The following is an 18913-nucleotide window of genomic DNA, read 5'->3' as shown; positions in this document are numbered from 1 at the left end:
AATTCTTGGTTGAATCTGTAGTTAAAAACCAAATAGAATTTTCTAATTTTCTAATTCTCTATTGTGAACTATTACCCGTCTCACGTAATGTCTTAAGCAATTCACTAACGTCATTGTGTTGAATGGTTTTAGCGCCGCGCGAAACCGTTGCAATACCCACTCCTAGACGTTGTGATATCTCGCGTTGAGTAACCCCTTGATCTAGCAAGTCAAAAATTCTAATGCGATTAGCGATATCTTGCTGTTCCTTATCGGTCAACAATGCTGTGAATAATGCTTTGATCTGATTCGGTTGATCTGTCTTAGCTAAATGTTTTAATAATGTCTCGTAGGATGAATCGTTCATAAAGTGACCTTAAAAATTAACTTTGAAAATTAACTTTGGAAAATTAAAATATTAATTTATAAAGTAGAGATATACAATGATAATTGTACTTATATACTAGTACATAAGTACATAGATGTACACCATTAAACTGAAAAAAGTAACGGTAAACCAGAAAAGGCAATCAATGTTGATTGCCTTTTCTGGTTTACCGTATGAATAAATATAACGTTTATAGCAGGCCATCTCCGCATTTATAACAAATGATATTTTATAGGTTCTAAATAGCTGTATAGTTGCCAAAATGTCGCTGTTATCTTAAAGATACTTCATATTTAATGACAATCTATTCCTTTTTTAATCAAATATGCCCAAACGGTGTTAGAGCATCTTGTTTGTTTAAAAAGACGTCTTTATCTATCTCAGGATCTTCTTCAATATTTTTGATAGGTTTAGGTAAACCACTTGTATCTATACTCTCATCTTTAAGTACATATGCCCACGCTTGTTTGCGACCTTGAGTGTCGTACTCCCAATATACGCCTTGAACCTCTGGTTCGAACCCCGGTAAAGTGTTCACACCCTCTTGCAGTGCAAGGAAATAGTCCAGTACTGCGCCGCCCCAGACTTCTCCCGGCACAATACAATAAACACCCGGTGGATAAGGTAGTGCGCCTTCCATAGCAATACGACCCTTAATATGACTTAATGGCACCAGTTCAATATCGTTGCGTATGAAAGCATTGTGAGCATCAAAGGCACGCATTGAAAATTTAGGGAAGTGCTTTTGTTCAAACATTTGCTGTTGTAATTTATTCAACTGATGCTTGGCATAAAAGTCATGTAAGCGCTGGCACAGCTCATTAATACTTAAGCCACGATATTGAGGATAGGCTCTTGCTAGCGAAGGTAAAACCTCGGTAACAGGACTATTAGCTTTAATATGGGTTTCAAAGCGTACGATACGTGCGACCAAATGTTGAAATTTGGCTAAGGTTTCAGCAGGAGTTAGTAGAAACAAGATAGAGTTTAAGTCAGCCTTTTCAGGGACCACTGAACTTTCACGTAAGTAGTGCGCTAACAGGGGCGCAGGGACGCCTGTTTCTTCGTACTTACCAGTTTGTATGTCAATACCAGGGGTCGTCAATAGTAATTTGCAGGGGTCAATAAAATACTGATTATCGGCATATTGTTCGAAATCATGCCAACGTTCACCAGCTTTAAACTCAAAGAAGCGAATATCTGTTGCAATCGTTTCGGTATCGTAGTCTTGCCAAAGCTTGCCATCGATAGTTGGTGGCACAAATGGCTTAATGAGGGTACACGTATCTAGCAACATTTTACGAGCCTCAATACCCCCAACCACACACTCATGCCACATGCGTTGACCGGCTTTGCCTTCGTGCATTTTTGCATTAACATCTAAAGAGGCAAATAATGGATAAAACGGACTGGTTGAAACGTGCATCATAAACGAATTGTTGAATCGTTTATGATTGACATAGCGGCTCTGACCACTGATATGATTGTCTTTTTTATGAATTTGGGAGGCTTGTGAGAAGCCAGCTTGTTGCTTATGAACGGACTGAGTGACAATGATACCGGGATCTTCTGGGGTTAACTCAAGTAATAATGGGGAGCAATCTCGCATCATAGGAATAAACTGCTCATACCCCACCCACGCACTGTCAAAAACAATGTAGTCACAAAGATGACCTATTTTATCAACGACTTGACGGGCGTTATAAATCGTACCATCATACGTACCTAACTGAATAACCGCCACTCGAAAAGGCCGTTTGGCATCGGCTTTTTCTGGTGCTACTTCTTTCACTCTCGCTCGAATTTCTTTTTCATCAAAGCAATGTGCTGCTATTCCCCCTATCAAACCATAAGCATTACGATCCGTTTCAAGATAAATAGCCGTACCACCACTCATCGATAGAGCACTTTGATAAACAGACTTGTGATTATTGCGATCAAATAATACCAAATCACCATGGGCAACCAAAGCACCGATGGCTACTTTATTTGAAGAGGAAGTTCCATTTAGTACAAAATAAGTTTTATCCGCATTAAACACCTTCGCTGCATGTGCCTGAGCTTGATAAGCTGGGCCTTCATGTATTAGCAAATCACCCAAACCAACATCAGCATTACAAGAGTCTGCACGGAATAATGTCTCACCGAAATATTTAAAAAAACGCTTACCAGACGGATGACGCCTAAAAAACTGTCCGCCTTGATGTCCTGGGCAGTCAAAGGCCGCATTGCCATAATCGGTATATTCACGCAGTGCTTGGAAGAATGGTGGGTCTAAGGTGTCTATATAATGCGCGGCGGCAGCGTTAATCAGTTGTCCGTTATAGTATTTTTGGTCATCAGCCAATTCTAAAACACCATACACATGGGGCAGCCATTCGTCAGGTATACTATCGCCATACTTTATTACCACAAAAATAGGGATAGTAAAACCGGTATAGATGATTTCAGCATGAGTGGCAGGTAAATCTTCCATCGTCACAACAATGGCAGCCATATCGGTAAAGTCGGTAGTGGCAATATCAACAAGAGGGTATAGTGAGTAATCGCAATTTAGAGCGTACTCTATGCCAACGCTAATGGCTACTTTCATTATATTATCCTTATTATTGATGGTTTATTATTTATTATTTATGGTTTTTAAGGTTAATGAATTTTAAAGACAACTATATTCATAGACTGGACAATATGAGGTAAATACTTTTGACCATTTTACGCTAAATACTTCTGGTAGTCATCGATTTGTGTGGCGTATTTAAATAAGCCAACTATTAGTATTGATTTGATAACATTTTGCAGTACTGACCGTTTTATGAGTCTCAAGATGAGGTCGTTCATACTTAAATAGCCAATAAAAAGAGGCTATAGAAAACGTATTGATTGGTTGCACCCTAGCAAATGGTTATTTATACTCGCTAAATTTTGATAACGTTTGGAGCCATCTGATGCTTAAAAGCTCAACTTTAGCCATAGAAAGCTTACCCCTAGCGTTTGGTATCATAATGGCAATTATCGGACTTATCTTTTATACCCAAGGTCTGCCTAGTAAGTTTTGGCGACGATTTTATGCCGTGCTACCTGGTATCGTATTGTGCTGTTTCATCCCTGCCATTTTGAACAGTCTTGGCGTATTTGCCGCAGGCATTGGTTCGCAGATTTATGGCTTTACCGCTACTTATTTATTACCCGCCAGCTTACTGCTGATGACACTATCGATGGATGTGCCAAAAATTTTAGGATTAGGTTGGAAAGCAATAGCCATGTTTTTCGCTGCCAGTGTCGCCATTATCATTAGTGGGCCTATTAGTCTCGGCATTGCTAAATGGTTATCACCAGAGATGTTTATGGATGATACCTTATGGCGAGGATTTTCAGCGGTCGCCGGCAGTTGGATTGGCGGTGCTGCTAACCAAGCGGCTATGAAAGAGTTATTTGGCGTCAGTGATGACTTATTTGGCATGATGATATTGGTGGATACCACCAATGCCTCATTGTGGCTACTGGCAATTCTAATTATGGCCAAACATAGTGCTAAAATTGATCGCTTTTTAAAAGCGGATACCGATAGCATAGATAAAGTAGTGGCTGCTGTTGAAAGTTACGAGAAAGAAAACGCACGACCTGCCAGCCTCAATGACTTAATGGTAATGTTTGGACTGTGCTTTGCGATGGTCGGTCTCGCTCACTTTATTGGAGGGCAAATCGCCAATTATTTCTCCCCTTACGCATGGGCGGTTCAATATAGCTTTGCCAGTTCATTTTTTTGGATGGTGGTTATCATTACCTTAATAGGGGTGGGCTTTTCATTTACCAAGATTCGACGCTTGGATCATATAGGTGCCTCAAAGATTGGCACGGTCTTTATTTTTGTACTCATTGCCGCTATTGGCATGCAGATTAATCTGAATGGATTAGTATCGCAGTGGCGATTATTGTTAATTGGCTTATTATGGATGAGTATTCATGTCGCAATTATATTTATGGTTGCCAGACTCATTCGAGCGCCATTTTTCTTCTTAGCGGTCGGTTCCAACGCCAATACGGGCGGAGCTTCCTCAGCACCTATTGTAGCAACAGCCTTTCACCCGTCTTTAGCCCCAGTTGGTGTATTTCTAGGTATTTTAGGCTACGCAGTGGGTACAGTTGGGGGGTATGTTAGTACTCAGTTAATGCGACTGGTGGTTGGTTAGATGACATCTCAGCTGAGACCGCTTTATGACAGTACAAGGCAGGGTATGAAATCATGTTTGAAAAAATAAAAGACTGGCACGAACAGCGCATCATAGATAACAGTCCCTATAAACAGGCGGACTGGCAACAAATAGCAAAGCAGCTCCCTATACTAGATAGACTCAGCGAAAATGAGCTAGAGCGCTTATTTGAACTGGCGACTTTGTTTTTACACCATAAGTCTATCCAAGGAGCACAAGACTTTGAAGTTACAGACACCATGCGTCAATCGATCGCATTGCAAGCCTGCTTGCCAATTCTAAATTTAGGTCTTGAATGGTACAAAGGATGGTCATCCGTCATCATCTATCCCCGCTCCTATACCAGTAAGAACACTACTACAGATGAGTTTGGTATTGTGCACGAAGGTCATCAACATCGTAGTGGTGAGGCATGGCTACGGGGCCCCGTTATTCTGTCATGGAGGGATGTCAAGCAAGCGGGGGAACTCGATGGAAATAACGTAGTAATTCATGAATTCGTGCATAAGCTTGACATGCTAAACGGTCGTGCCAACGGTTTTCCACCTATGCAATCAGGAATGAACCCTACCGAATGGACTCAAATAATGCAAAACGGATTTGAAGATTTTAAACGGCATCCTAAAGCAGGTATTAATAGTTATGGGGCAACTAATCCTGCTGAATTTTTTGCGGTGTTGAGTGAGGTTTTCTTTGAGCGACCTACATTATTACAAGACGCTTATCCTGAAATTTTTGAACTTATGGTCGAGTTTTTTGGACAGAATCCGTTATAAATGAGTCACTATTTTATGAACCCGAATTCAGGATAAGGGTTAGGGCAAGGGTTGTTGTAGCCAATCCTGCTTTCAGCTATATCTCCTCGTCAGGCGGGGCAGTGACTAAAGTTTGGAGCGTCTCTTGCCAGCGTAGCCACTCCAAAACTAAGTCACCGCACCCGCCTGAACGAGCAGTATACCGCTTCTATCAGGGCTAAAACGCTCTCACGGTTATAGCGAAGGCTAGGCAATAGGTTATTAAGGTTACTTATATATATAGGTAACTTATTTAGGTTATTGACAGTTAGGTTACTTAGTTAGATTATTGACAAATAATTAAACCGTTAAGGCACCGCCATCACCGCACAATTACACAAGTCCTCGCTTTCAAACTGAGTCATCTCGCCAGCAGACAGATTAGGTACAGGAAAAACCCGAACTGTTAAAGGTTTATTAAGTCTAAACGCCATCGTACCTGTATCTCTCATTAATGCCGATAGTTTCTCGTTTGGCGTATCACCAGCAATAGGTACGGTATCGAGTCCTATACCACATACTGCGCTATAGGTTAATAATGCCCTAATATCAAAGTCATTATTAATTGTGCCTTGCGCCAATCCCGTATCTTCAGTTACCGCTAACATCAAACCTGAAAATCCAACCGCATTAATACCTTTGATAGACTTAAATACCCGAGTCAGCAGGCTAGAGGCTTCAACCGTACCCGATGCCCCAAAGAATGGTACACCAAGTAGCTTATACACCTCAACCATTGAAGCGCAGTCTTTAGAAGGTGCTGCTGAAGTATCAATACCAACGTATGTCCAGTCCGTAGCTTCTGAAACTGTAGCCTCTGAATCCGTAGTTTCTGAATATGAGCACTTAGTTTGCGCTATCTCGTTTATGATATCGATATGATATTGCAGAACATAACTCATAGCATCAAAGACAAGTTGGCGTTGCTGTTGATAACTTATACTCTCTGTTAGATTGTCCTTACGAACTTGCTTATTATGATGCTCATTTACTGCCTTTAAGGTGGCAACTAATAAGTCTGGTGTCTCAAGACCAATCACAAACCCTTTATCCGTCTGTCCGCTATGATAACTTGCTGGAAAGTAGGGGATATACTCGTCGCAATTAAAATTCACCGTAAAGTTAAAGTTTCCCTCGCCACGTGGGGTAATCTTTGCGATGTGTTGCACCGTCTCGATGCAATGTTCGATCAGCTCGTTATCAAGTACACCCAAGTCATCGACTGGTACATTGACGCACGCATTGCATAAATCGCCATATTGAGCGATAAGCTGGGGCAGTAGTTTGATTTCTTGCACGGTTTTGGCTTCACCGATGGCAAAGCGAATGCGTAAATTAAGTGTACTAGTATCTTGATTTAGTTGATTCAATAATTGAGTAATTTTCTCTAAACCAATGATAGCTGATTCAATAGTGCTGGTATCTAAATACTCGCCAAAGGGGTTAGTTACAATACGAATGGATTGCACCTCATATCCTTGCAAGTGATACGCATCGGCTAAGATATTGCATTGTCTGATAGCATCAGCAAGCACATGTTCCCATGCGTCCATATCTTTCGTAAGATTGATGAAAGTGGTTACGGTTCGGACTTTGCAAAGGGTTTTATCTTTGAGAATGTCATTAATAATGTTTGATATTGAATATTGAGTTATATAATGTTGTTTGTTTGTCATAATCTGCTCACATTTTTACGAAGTTTTATTCAACAAAAAATCAACTCCAGCTTCCGCATGAATTTGTGTCGTATCAAAAACAGGAATTGGACTATCCTCAGGCTTAATTAATAGTCCAATTTCAGTACAGCCTAAAATCACACCTTGTGCACCTTGCTTAGCCAAGTCATATATTACCTCAATATAGTACTCGCGAGATTCAGCTAAGAATTGACCTTGGCACAGCTCGTTATAAATAATGTCATGAATGTTGTCTTGTGCCTTTGATTCAGGCACGAGCACCGTTAATCCTGCATCTATAAGGCGTTGTTGATAAAAGTGTGGCTCAGCTAACTCATTATTCATCGTAAATTTAGTCCCCAATAGCGCAATAGTATCTAAGCCATGAATTTTAATCGCCCTTGATGTAGCATCAGCGATGTGAATCAACGGTAACTCGACTGCTAATTGCACTTGCTCAGCAACTTTGTGCATTGTGTTAGTTGCTATTAATAATCCTTCCACCCCAGCACGTTTTAAGCGTAGTCCACTATCAATGAGTGTATCGGATAGTGCTTCCCAGTCGCCTTTAGCTTGCAGGGCAGCAATAGGGGCAAAGTCCAAACTGTGTATGATTATATCAGCGGAATGCAGACCCCCAAGCTCATCTTTAACACCTTTATTAATCAGTTGATAATACGTTTGCATACTCTCCCAACTCATTCCACCAATGATGCCCAACGTTTTTTGAGTTCTCATATTTTCATCCTGTTTTAATTATTTTGTTTAAGAGATGTTATGATGTATTAAAAAGCTTAATGCTATCTTGTAATAAGACCATAGTAGCTCTCAGGTTTATGTCAAGTCAGGTCGCAATAAATGTCCTATATTCTAGCTATCATAAAAAAATCTCTAATTACAACATGGTTTCTATTAAAGATTACTATCCCGATGATGTTTATATCTCGGGTTTTGAATTTGGTTGGAGTTGCAGATTGGCTAAGCAAGATACTTGCCGTACCTTTGTCAGTTATGGGGTTACCTGGAGAGGCAGGGCTCATCTGGGCCGTGACCATATTAACTAATATTTATGGCGGAATCGGTGTTTTAGCAACATTACTACCCGCTGATGGGTTAACTATTGGACAACTGAGTATTCTTAGCTCAGCTATGCTATTTGTACATGCTTTGCCAGTAGAGCAGGCAGTCGTTCGAGTGGCTGGTGCAAGTGCCATCTTTACAGGGCTGTTAAGGCTGTTTGCTGCGATTACTTATGGTATCGTTGCTCATTATTTATTCGAGTTCTTTGGTATTATGCAAGAACCGGTAAATATCGCATGGCTACCTGAAGTGTCAAGCGATGAAAGTTGGCTGTACTGGATTCAAAGTACCGTCAAAATTATGGTTACGATGTTTATTATTATTACCGCCATTAACTTCGTAATGGATTTTCTAGAGCGCATAGGCTTTATTATATGGCTGTCAAGACGCTTGGAACCTTTTCTAAGGTTAACAGGTCAGAATCCTGAGCTAGCCCCGATGACAACAATAGGCTTGCTTCTTGGCCTTTCATACGGAGGTGGCTTAATTATTCAAAAAGTGAATGAAGTTAATTTTAGGCGAAGAGACTTATTCATGTCTTTAAGTTGTTTGTCACTTATACATGCATTGATTGAAGATACCTTGCTCATGCTTTTACTTGGTGCTGACATTTGGGTCATTCTTTTTGGTAGAGTCTTGTTTTCAATAATGCTTTTAATCATGGTTGCTAGACTAGCAGATCGTTTTTTCTTTAAAGAAGCCCCCAGAATGCCAGAATAAAAGCTCAAAGTTATTGATTGACCAAACATCACCTCAACTACCCTAAATCCATAAAGCAACTGCGCAATATAAAGTCATAACCACTATGATGATATGAATCAGTTTCATTAACTTAGGATTATGTACTAAACGTCGTAACCATTGCCCGCCAGCTGCCCATACCGCTATAGAAAGTAAACTTACAATCATGCATAAAATAATTAAAGGCCAATTTGCTAACCATGCGTAATTTGAGCCAGTATCTGCAGTATGTATTAGTGCAATACTGGGTAGCATGACCGTCATTGTCCAAGTCTTTGGGTTTAACCATTGAAACAACGCTGCTTGCCAAAAAGTAAGGGGCAGTTCTCCAAATTTCTTTTTAATCTTTGCATCCGCATCCTCAGAAGACTCAAGTTTCAAAGCCTCAGTGACCATCGCACTAAAGTCACTCATCGCCATTTGATAAGTTAGCCATAATAGATATACCGTACCCAATATTTTTATACCCAACATAAGGGTAGGGTGGTCAACGACGATAGCGGCCATACCCCAATAGCTTAACCACGTCATCACGCCAGCACCAAACGTTATGCCTAATAAATGACCCTGACAGCCCCATAGCCCTTTTTTGATACCGCCATGCAATAGCATCAAATTATTAGGCCCAGGCGTTATGGAGTTGATAAGTATAAATACGGCTAAAGCAAAAACACTGCCTTCTAATCCTGTCATCATATTGGTTAACCTATATTCAAAGTCTATATCTATAATTCAGGTACTTATGATAAAAATTAAACCTCAATAACCCCAGATAAATAACGTACTGCATTCCCTGATATTAGCACTCTATCACCACGCACTTCACAAGTTAGTTCACCGCCACGACTTGATGCTTGATAAGCGAGTAGGGTGTCTCTACCCAAACGCTCAGCCCATAATGGCGCTAGCCCTGTATGAGCTGAACCTGTCACAGGGTCTTCATCGCCACCGCTTGCAGGCCAAAAATAACGGGATATGAAGTCATACTGTTTGTATTCTTTAGAGTTTGGTAGACTCGTTACCACCACATCAAATGGGGCAAGGGTTGCTAAGATTTCATTATTCCGCTCTACAGTAAGCACCTCTTCCTCAGCTTGGTACACCACAAAATACGCTTGCTGGTTTTGATAAACCTCATCAGGTTTAATAGACAGCCCATCGACTAGGGCTTGAGGCAGGCTAGTTAAAAGTTGAGGTTTTTGATTTGGAAAGTCCATTTCTATCTTACCGTCTGTTCGTTTGGTAACGGTTAATAAGCCAACTGCTTTGGCATAAAACTGTACCGAAGACAAGTCAGGTTGTTCACTAAATAGCAAGAAAGCAGAGGCTAAGGTCGCATGTCCGCAAAAATCTATTTCTTTAATGGGAGAAAACCAACGAATATGGTAAGTAGGCGATACTATATTTAAATCTAAATCCGCCTCGTACTTCACCAAAAAGGCCGTTTCTGATAAATTATTTTGCATGGCAATGTTCTGCATTACTGTAGCGTCTAACCAATGCTCAAGCACAATAACCGCCGCTGAATTACCCTTAAAAACGGAATCTGTGAAAGCGTCAATAATATGGATTTTTAGCTTCATAGAATACTCAATGTGTTCTCAATTAATATATTTTAAAACTCATGTTACCCGTTAAATCTTTGCAAATTACCTCAATCATTTATCACTATTTTTGACCTCCTTGAAAACTTAACCGTCAACAACGTCAATCCCACCATAATAAACACCGATCCAATAATTTCAATTTGAGATAACGTCTCATCATAAACTAGCCAGCCAAAAAACAAACCAAATATGGGGATGAGTAAGGTATAGGGCGTGACAATAGCAAGTCCATGTTTGGTAATCAATCTAGCCATAATAGAGTACCCTATAATCGTGATAATAAAGGCTTCAAAAAATACAACCATCCAACTTTTGAAGCTTGGAAATTGTGTAAAGAGTGAAAAATCAACATCGGTTAAGTTTGCAGCCACAAGGGCTAAAGCGAAAACGGGTAGGGGAATAAACAAACTTGACCACACCGTAAAGCTCACCACATCTTGCGGTTTCGCAATTTTAATAATCACGTTACTTAAGGTCATAAATACTGAGGCTAACAGCACTAATAACAAACTTCCAAGACTAAAGTTGTCCGACTTAAACAGACATATAACTACCAAACCGATAAACGCAATAAAGATACCTACTGCTTGTTGCTTGGTTAGTGACTCTTTAAACACCAAAATAGCGATTAAAATGGTCAAAAATGGACTGGTTTGCAGAATTAATGATGACATACCAGATGGCATACCATTGAAAACGGCCAAAAATACCAGACCCCAAACACCTATACCCAGCGCTAATCCATAAAGAGCAACATAACCGAGAGAGACATCGGGTTTTTTTAAGAAAAATACTAACGGTATACCTGTAAAAAGGAATCTTAAGAAGATGAAAGTAAAAGGGTGCATATCCTCAAGACCCCAACGGATAACCATAAAGTTAGCCCCCCAAACGAGGACGACAATTAATAGTAAGAGCTTTTCTTTAAGAGTCATATCGGTTCCAAACACAAGACCATCTATTATTTCAAATATAGTTATCTACTATAGAACCTATCGCTAATACAGTACCTATACAAAATATATAACAGCCAACAAAGTGTACTGATAAATAAATCATGACAATTTTCTAAAAGAATTAAATCTAGAAATTTTTATTAAATAAAATAATCTATACAGTATCAATACAGTTTTTATGAGTGCTTATAAAGTGTTAAGATTAACGTTCAACACAGTTCAATTTAACTATCCTTTTAATTCACATTATTTGAAACTAATAATGAGTTTGAAATAACCATATTTTTAAGAACCATATTCTTAAAACCACAACCATAAAAACCATAGGCTTAATAACCGTAGTCTTAACAACCATAGATATAAAACCGTAGTCATAAATATGGACAAAGTTATGTCAGAAACTTATAGCCTTAATCCACGCTTAACCAAAACTGAAGCCATTATCGAATGGATCAATAAGCGCATTGAATGGCACGTTTACAAGCCAAACCAGCGTGTGCCTTCAATTAGGAAATTAGCAAAATTACTAGGGGTTTCAAGTTTTACCGTGTCGCAAGCGTACGAGCAGTTAGTGGCTACTAATGTATTAACGGCCAAGCAAGGCTCGGGCTATTATGTGAATACCCCAATTATTGAGGAAACCCTCACCGCAGAAACCATAAAAGAAGTGGATAAGAATCCTGAAATTGATACCAAGTGGTTAGTACGACAAATGTTCAGCAAAACGCCACTAGATAGAGCCCCTGGTTCAGGCATTTTGCCATTGGAATGGGTACGAAATGATAAAATGGAATGGGCAATACGGCAGATAGCCAAGCAAGCGGATGAATTCATATATGACTACGGAGATATACAGGGTTTCCTGCCATTAAGACAGCAACTGGTTCAATATTTGGGTCAGTTAGGCATGCAAACGACCCCTGATCATGTCATTACCACCGCAGGTATTTCCCAAGCCGTGTTAATAGTTTCTCAAGTGTTGTTAAGCGAAGGGGATACCGTACTTGTTGATGAACCCGGTTGGTTTTGGTTATCAATTAGCTTACAGCGCCAAGGCTTAAAGGTAGTGAGCGTAAGGCGTGATCATCAAGGGCCTGACATTGAACAAATGTCGCAAATATTTGAACGTCATCGTCCTAAGATGTATTTAACCAATAGTGTTCTTCACAATCCAACGTCCTATAATTTGCATCCTGCACGAGTGCACCAAGTGCTCAACCTTATTCATAAGTATGATGCTTATATCTTTGAAGATGACTTGTATGCCTCTTTATTACCAGAGGACAATGCGCTGAGGTATTCTAGTCTAGATCAGTTTGAACGGGTGTTTTATGCCACGGGTTTTTCTAAATATATGGCATCGGGTTGGCGAGTCGGGATGCTGGTATGCCCCGATAAATTCATAGATGATGTCATCGGGATAAAAACTTTAAGCAACATGACCACGCCTGAATTTGGCGAACGAGTAATACATAAGCTGTGGACACATGGCGAAAGTCGTCGCCAACTCAAAAAACTGCAACAGCATCTATATACGGCCCATCAACAACTACGTCAAAAACTGACTAAGATGGGACTTGAATATCCTGAACACACGCAGGCGGGGATGTTTGTCTGGATTGATGTCGGATGTGATACAGCCAAGCTTGCCCTTAAAGCGCATAATGACGGTTGGCTCATAGCTCCGGGTCAACTGTTTAACCCAAATGGTGAATATTCAACACACCTACGCTTAAACGTTGCGACAACCAGTGATGATTTTTTGCAGTGGTTAGGGGAGTATATCTCTGATGCAGTCTGATGCAGCGGACTAAATTGAACAACTAGCACTAGAAACAACCTAAATATCTAACCCGTATCTGCCTCTGTAATTTACTAAATCGTCCACTGATCATTAATTATGGATACTAAGTAATACTTACCTTGATACTCTGGATTGGTTCCTGGGTTATAAAATTCTACAAAATCTGCATTAGGATAAGCCTCTTCGAGGTTATTAAGACTGTTACCAGAACCTTGGAAGCTATTATAAGTAGCTTTAATATCGTTAAAGTCTTTTGCTCTTACCCACATGGTTAAATAATCGGGAAGTGATGTGATGTACAAATCCCCTTTGCCATCCGTCTGTCCCCAAGTAAACTTGATGCGAGACTGCTGCAGATAAGTATTGAATTGTTCACGGCTAAATACTTTATCCGATTCAGGCCTCACATAAGCATACATACTAAAGCGCAACCCTTTGGTAGGATGAATAAGAGGGGTTATTTGTTCATATTGACCTTGTGATAAATAACTTTGTATCTGTTCAGATTGATGCAAAATTATAGCTTTTTTATTCTCCATTAGCTCATGAATGTTAGTTTCAGAATCATTTATCAAAGGGTTTTTAGAAACATCTCCAGTATCATTAGCTGTTGATAAAGTAGTGCTGCATGAGGTAACAAATACAGCCGCAGTAGCAAGACCTATTAATTTATATTTGGCATTCATTTTTTGCGATCCTTTTATATAATGATTTTGCATATTAAGGTATTATCAGAGATTTCTTGAGCTTACTTCTCCATAGTATGGGAAGGTATCTAATTATTTGCTTCATTATAATCTATTGTAATGCCAGTAAGCTTAATCATATCCCTATGACGACAATATTTTGAAAAGTATTATCAACTCAGACCATTTCAATCAACTGTTGAGTAATGATATTGATATAGTCAAAGAAGTCTAAAATGGTTACAAGGCAACCGAGTGAAAGTACTACTGGAGTAGGCTTAACGAGGTTAACGCCGTAACCGTTTAGTAGTTGGCTGACTATACCATACTTTAGAAGTTGCTTGGTTATATAACTTGCAGCTTATGTTTTGCCAATGTTACTTTCTATATCTGTCATAAAAAACACTCATAACTATGCTTCTAATTTCCTAAATTTAATCTACAAAGCTTATAAAAAATTTTGTGAAATTCTTTCGATATATTTTTGCAAGCTAGACGATTGATTATCTGGTTTAGCTTCATAATAGGACAAATAAGGTAAATCAACCCAGTGAGTATCAGGATATTGTTTAGCTAAGTAAGAATGTAAATAATCTTTGGTGCTATCCACAATCTCAACATCAGGCTCATAATTTGATGCTAAACGCTTGTCAGGTTGCCAATGGTTGTAAAAGACAGCGTGCAAAGGTAATGAACGAGATTTAATAGCTTCAATGCTCAATAACGTATGATTAATACTGCCCAATCTGCCAGATGTGACTAAAATAACAGGATAATTTTGCGCCGCAATATAATCCAAAGTTAATAACGAGTCAGTGAGTGGCACCATAAGCCCGCCTGCGCCTTCTAAGAGCACAATGTCATATTCTTGTTTCAGCGTATTGGTTGCATTAGTAATGTGTTCAGGCTCAATTATTTTATTTTCAAGTTTTGATGCTAAATGGGGCGAGGCCGGCTTTTGAAGTACATAGGGACAAGTTGTCATATCATTATCACGAGACTGTAAGTCTATGCCCATCATGTCTCTATGCGTCATAATATCTTCAGCGATGCCGTCACACCCTGTTTGCACCAACTTTTGAGTGATGACTTTACAGCCTTTTTGATGCAAAACTCTGGCTAAGCATCCCGTGGCAATAGTTTTGCCAATATCAGTATCAATCCCTGTTATAAAATACACACACATAATTTTATTAACTCAATAGTATAATTAATAGCATAACCTAAATTCGTGATAATCAACTCATCTAATTTACGGTTATAGGCATTCCTCTTTTGCAAAGCAATGCATCTTATCTTTTAAAAAAACGGTCATTTATCTCATTTTAAATCTGTAAAGGTTAGCTCCCTTCCTTTTCGAAAGGAAGGGTTGGGGATGGAATTTTAAACCCAATAAAAACAATGGCTTAAAAAATTCTTATCCAAAATTCAGTTTAGTTATCAAATTAACCATTATCAAAACTATGGATTTAAATAACTCGTTAGTACCTGCTTTAACCTATTACATAACAATAGAACTTCATCATCGGTCATGATAATTGGTGGCATAATATAGACCAATTTTCCAAAGGGTCTGATCCAAACCTTATTTTCAATCAATAAACGCTGAAACCCTGGCATATCAACGGCATCATGTAACTCAATAACGCCAATAGCTCCAAGGACGCGCACATCCGCTACCTGATCAAAAGCTATCAATGGCTGCAAATATTGATTAAGTTGCTGTTCAATATGTAACGCCCGTTTAGGATAATCATGCTGAATAATGAGCTCAATTGACGCTAAAGCGACAGAACAGGCTAGGGGATTGCCCATAAACGTAGGGCCGTGCATTAAAGCAGAATATTCACTATTGGCAATGCGTTCAGCAACGTGACGCTGACATAATGTCACGGCAAAGGTCATATAGCCACCCGTCAGCGCTTTACCTACTGTCATAATATCAGGCGATATGTCGGCATATTCACACGCAAACATCTTACCAGTACGCCCAAAACCTGTTGCAATTTCATCGGCAATTAACAAAATGTCGTAGTCATCACATAATTTACGTAACAATTTTAGGTACTCAGGACTATAAAAACGCATTCCACCCGCACCTTGAACCACAGGTTCTATGATAAAAGCTGCCATATTTTGCTGATTTTTTGCAAAAAATTCTGTTAGTTGTTGTTTACTATCGTAGTCTAAAGGTGTTTCAAATCCAGACTTAGGCTTATCAAAAAACAGCTGTATTGGCAACTGTTTGCCATAAATACTATGCATACCATTAACAGGATCGCAGATACTCATGGCATGCCAAGTATCTCCATAATAGCCAGATCGGGTTGTCGCTATTTGATTGCGCTCAGGCTTATTTTGAGCCAATTGATACTGAAGCGCCATTTTCAGTGCAACTTCTACCGCAATACTACCACTGTCTGCATAGAAGATGGCATCTAGACCTTTAGGGGCTATAGAGAGGAGTTTTTGACCCAGATCAATGGCAGGCTGATGGGTAAGACCGCCAAACATGACATGAGCCATCTTATCTAATTGATTTCGGATGGCATCATTCAATATGGGATGATTATAACCATGTATTGCTGCCCACCAAGATGACATGCCATCAATAAGCTGTTTACCAGATTTTGTATAAAGATACACACCATCAGCGTGATCAATGACTATGTTTGGATATTGCGGTGGCAATGTTGCATATGGATGCCAGAGATGATTTTGATCAAAGGTGTTGATATTAAGAAGTGTATCGAAGTTAGATTTCGTCATTATTTTAGTCAGATTAATTTATAGCAGATTATTTTATAGATAGATATTAAACGGATTTGATTTATTTAAATGCTGGTAGCTTATACTAACTTGTTCGAGCCAAAACTACTATAACGAGTTTCGAGTTATAACCCATAAAGTAACTATATTTAGTTGCATTATTTAATTGTATTAAAGGGTTCAAATCCAATTGGTTTGTTTTCGCATAATGGCACGTGATTATGACAAAAAACGCTATGAGATAATTTCAACTCATAGCGTTTTTTGCTGTCTGGCTCATAATCCGCATTATGCGAAAACCCCTTCCACAGTTAACAAAAACTGTTGAACATATCAAAAATTTCTCTGACCCTGTTGCGACAAAAAAAACGTCCTTTTGTTTTTTTTGTTGTCAACGGTCAATTGATTAATTTAGTAAATGATACTACCTGTTTGCGTGTGTGAGTGTGAGTACCCCTTCGAACACGCACACACGCAAACGAGTCCACGTTATTTAGTAGTGGATTCTTGCGAAAAATTTTTCGTTTCCGAGCCTGTTACCCCTTGTATCATTTTTAATATTATTTCCCTGTCTTTCTCATCTAGCTTGTTTAAACTCATTATTATTCTTGTTATTTTTTCGTCTCTTGTTTCATTTATGAAATCGTCGATTGTCATATCTGTTGCTTTGCATATTTTCATTATGTTTTCAATTGATGTGCTTTTTCTTCTTTCTACAATGCTATAGATTGTTGATGCTGGTATTCCTGCTTTTTTTGCCAGTTCTCTTTTCGATATATTTTTAGCTTTGCATATTGTTTCTATTTTTTCCTTTAGGTCGATATTTTCTTTCATTTTTTGAGTCTCTTGATTATTTTTTATTAATTTACTCTTTTAGGCAAAATATTTCTTGAAATTTACTTAATTGCGTAATATTATATTTTTTGTAAATTTACGCAATTGAGTAAATATTTGAGGCTCGAGATGCTTGATACGCTTATTATTCATATTCCAATGCGTGATGAGTTTGTCAAACAAACTGGCAATTTATATTCAATTATTGGCGATGTTGCTGATTATCAGATTCGAGCAGTACCCAGTTATTTAAAAAGAGACTTAATGACTGGCGAAGTAACTTATGGAGATTTGAAGCATCCTTATGAAGCTCTTCCATCAAGCTACTCAAATATGGCTATAAAGTTTAATGCTGTTAATGTAGCTAATACTTTGCCTTATATTTCTTTGTCTGCTAGTCCCAAAATTCTTCAAGGTCACAATATTTATGGTGGCGAGAGTGTTAAAAATTTAGCGTCAGAAATGCTTTATTTATTGCAAGATTATTATCCCGCTTTTTTTGCATGTCTTGACCTTAAAAACGCATCTATATCACGTATTGATAGTACGTATAGCGTTAGATTAGAAAGTGAACAACTTGTACAGCCATTGTTGCGTTTTTTGTCTAATGTCAGCAATGGTCAAAGACGTAACGATACAGATAGACGTGACTTTTTCAATACAGTTTACTGGGGCGGAGCAACTACAAGATTAGGTAATGCAGTTGCGTATGGCAAACATAATGATGTGTTGAGAGAGGTTAAGGATTTAACAAAAAAAGCGAATTCGGGTTGTATTCAATCAGCTAAAAAGTTAGAGATTTTTACACCTGAATTAATCGACTGGTCATCGAAGTTATTACGTTTTGAGTCTCGTACAAAAAAACGCAAGTTAGAGCAGATAGGCTTACCAACTAATTTATGGGATTTTATAAAACATCAGCAAAAAAATAGAGATGTATTGAAAACCCTTTGGCGAATTTGGTTTGAGCCGATTTTACAAAGCTTGGAGGGTACTATTTTGGATAATTATGACGATGCTGAGATTTATGACTTATGTGTAGATAAGTTAACTACGGTTACTAAGAGCGGTAAGTTATCACGCACTAGAGCTAATAATGCTTTTAATTTTTATAAGTTATTAAAATCTGATGGTTGGCAAAATGTTAAACAGCGTTATCAAGCTCGTTCTTTTCAGATAAATGTTAAGTCTTTGGTAGATATTGGTCTTCCCAGGGCACTTTTACAAAATCTGTCAGAACAACAAAATACAACGATACCTGTCGTTAAATTGTTAAATTTAGACTTCCAAAACCAATATCCACATGGCTATCAACCGCCAATTTCGTCGCATATTAATGATTTTAATATGTATCTTAAACCACAATTGCGTCTAGTCGCATAAAAAGA

At 38.7% G+C, this 18913-nt stretch carries 16 protein-coding genes; 5 read left to right on the top strand and 11 right to left on the bottom strand.

The window, feature by feature from the left end; genetic code table 11:
• Positions 1-58: 58 nt before the first annotated feature.
• Entirely contained in the window at positions 59-346 is a 288-nt protein-coding gene (gene trpR / locus AC2SLN_RS04590) for a trp operon repressor (protein ID WP_486530834.1), read from the bottom strand.
• Between the two features lie 340 nt (positions 347-686).
• Positions 687-2960, bottom strand: coding sequence for an ornithine decarboxylase (locus AC2SLN_RS04585; RefSeq protein WP_486548394.1), 2274 nt, complete (start codon positions 2958-2960; stop codon positions 687-689).
• Between the two features lie 352 nt (positions 2961-3312).
• On the opposite strand from AC2SLN_RS04585, the gene AC2SLN_RS04580 reads away from it, so the two are divergent.
• Both AC2SLN_RS04580 and AC2SLN_RS04575 read left to right on the top strand, forming a co-directional pair.
• Positions 3313-4557, top strand: a complete 1245-nt coding sequence (locus tag AC2SLN_RS04580) for a DUF819 family protein (RefSeq protein WP_486530832.1) — start codon at positions 3313-3315, stop codon at positions 4555-4557.
• Positions 4558-4610: 53 nt separating this feature from the next.
• Positions 4611-5354 (top strand): M90 family metallopeptidase, encoded by a 744-nt coding sequence (locus AC2SLN_RS04575; RefSeq protein WP_486548393.1) that lies wholly within the window; start codon positions 4611-4613, stop codon positions 5352-5354.
• 326 nt (positions 5355-5680) lie between these two features.
• On the opposite strand, the gene AC2SLN_RS04570 is transcribed toward AC2SLN_RS04575, so the two are convergent.
• On the bottom strand, positions 5681-7048 hold the full coding sequence (locus AC2SLN_RS04570; RefSeq protein ID WP_486548391.1) for a DUF711 family protein: 1368 nt from the start codon (positions 7046-7048) through the stop codon (positions 5681-5683).
• A 15-nt stretch (positions 7049-7063) separates the two neighbouring features.
• A complete protein-coding gene (locus AC2SLN_RS04565; RefSeq protein WP_486548390.1) occupies positions 7064-7786 on the bottom strand; it encodes an aspartate/glutamate racemase family protein in 723 nt (240 codons plus the stop codon).
• A gap of 120 nt (positions 7787-7906) precedes the next feature.
• Between AC2SLN_RS04565 and AC2SLN_RS04560 the strand changes: the two genes are divergently transcribed.
• Complete coding sequence (locus AC2SLN_RS04560) at positions 7907-8848, top strand: hypothetical protein (protein WP_486548389.1); 942 nt, start codon at positions 7907-7909, stop codon at positions 8846-8848.
• Between the two features lie 42 nt (positions 8849-8890).
• On the opposite strand, the gene AC2SLN_RS04555 is transcribed toward AC2SLN_RS04560, so the two are convergent.
• The 3 genes from AC2SLN_RS04555 to AC2SLN_RS04545 all read right to left on the bottom strand — a co-directional run bounded on the left by AC2SLN_RS04555 (position 8891) and on the right by AC2SLN_RS04545 (position 11411).
• A complete protein-coding gene (locus tag AC2SLN_RS04555; protein WP_486548388.1) occupies positions 8891-9565 on the bottom strand; it encodes a LysE family translocator in 675 nt (224 codons plus the stop codon).
• A 56-nt stretch (positions 9566-9621) separates the two neighbouring features.
• The gene (locus tag AC2SLN_RS04550) at positions 9622-10452 is read right to left on the bottom strand and encodes a PhzF family phenazine biosynthesis protein (protein WP_486548387.1); all 831 of its coding nucleotides are present in this window, start codon (positions 10450-10452) and stop codon (positions 9622-9624) included.
• Positions 10453-10523: 71 nt separating this feature from the next.
• Positions 10524-11411 (bottom strand): EamA family transporter, encoded by an 888-nt coding sequence (locus AC2SLN_RS04545; protein ID WP_486548386.1) that lies wholly within the window; start codon positions 11409-11411, stop codon positions 10524-10526.
• Between the two features lie 412 nt (positions 11412-11823).
• Between AC2SLN_RS04545 and AC2SLN_RS04540 the strand changes: the two genes are divergently transcribed.
• Positions 11824-13233 (top strand): aminotransferase-like domain-containing protein, encoded by a 1410-nt coding sequence (locus tag AC2SLN_RS04540; RefSeq protein WP_486548385.1) that lies wholly within the window; start codon positions 11824-11826, stop codon positions 13231-13233.
• Positions 13234-13307: 74 nt separating this feature from the next.
• Here AC2SLN_RS04540 and AC2SLN_RS04535 read toward each other — a convergent pair whose 3' ends face one another.
• The 4 genes from AC2SLN_RS04535 to AC2SLN_RS04520 all read right to left on the bottom strand — a co-directional run bounded on the left by AC2SLN_RS04535 (position 13308) and on the right by AC2SLN_RS04520 (position 17525).
• Complete coding sequence (locus tag AC2SLN_RS04535) at positions 13308-13922, bottom strand: hypothetical protein (protein WP_486548384.1); 615 nt, start codon at positions 13920-13922, stop codon at positions 13308-13310.
• Between the two features lie 448 nt (positions 13923-14370).
• Positions 14371-15108 (bottom strand): dethiobiotin synthase, encoded by a 738-nt coding sequence (gene bioD / locus AC2SLN_RS04530; RefSeq protein ID WP_486548383.1) that lies wholly within the window; start codon positions 15106-15108, stop codon positions 14371-14373.
• A gap of 275 nt (positions 15109-15383) precedes the next feature.
• Positions 15384-16691, bottom strand: a complete 1308-nt coding sequence (gene bioA / locus AC2SLN_RS04525) for an adenosylmethionine--8-amino-7-oxononanoate transaminase (RefSeq protein ID WP_486548382.1) — start codon at positions 16689-16691, stop codon at positions 15384-15386.
• A gap of 489 nt (positions 16692-17180) precedes the next feature.
• Entirely contained in the window at positions 17181-17525 is a 345-nt protein-coding gene (locus AC2SLN_RS04520) for a helix-turn-helix domain-containing protein (protein ID WP_486548381.1), read from the bottom strand.
• Between the two features lie 129 nt (positions 17526-17654).
• Here AC2SLN_RS04520 and AC2SLN_RS04515 point away from each other — a divergent pair, with 129 nt between their 5' ends.
• Positions 17655-18908: a phage/plasmid replication protein, II/X family gene (locus AC2SLN_RS04515; protein ID WP_486548380.1), complete on the top strand. Its 1254-nt coding sequence runs from the start codon at positions 17655-17657 to the stop codon at positions 18906-18908.
• Positions 18909-18913 lie beyond the last annotated feature (5 nt).

It is taken from the genome of Psychrobacter sp. CX90, assembly GCF_057396305.2.
This window is presented reverse-complemented; position numbering and strand designations above follow the sequence as displayed.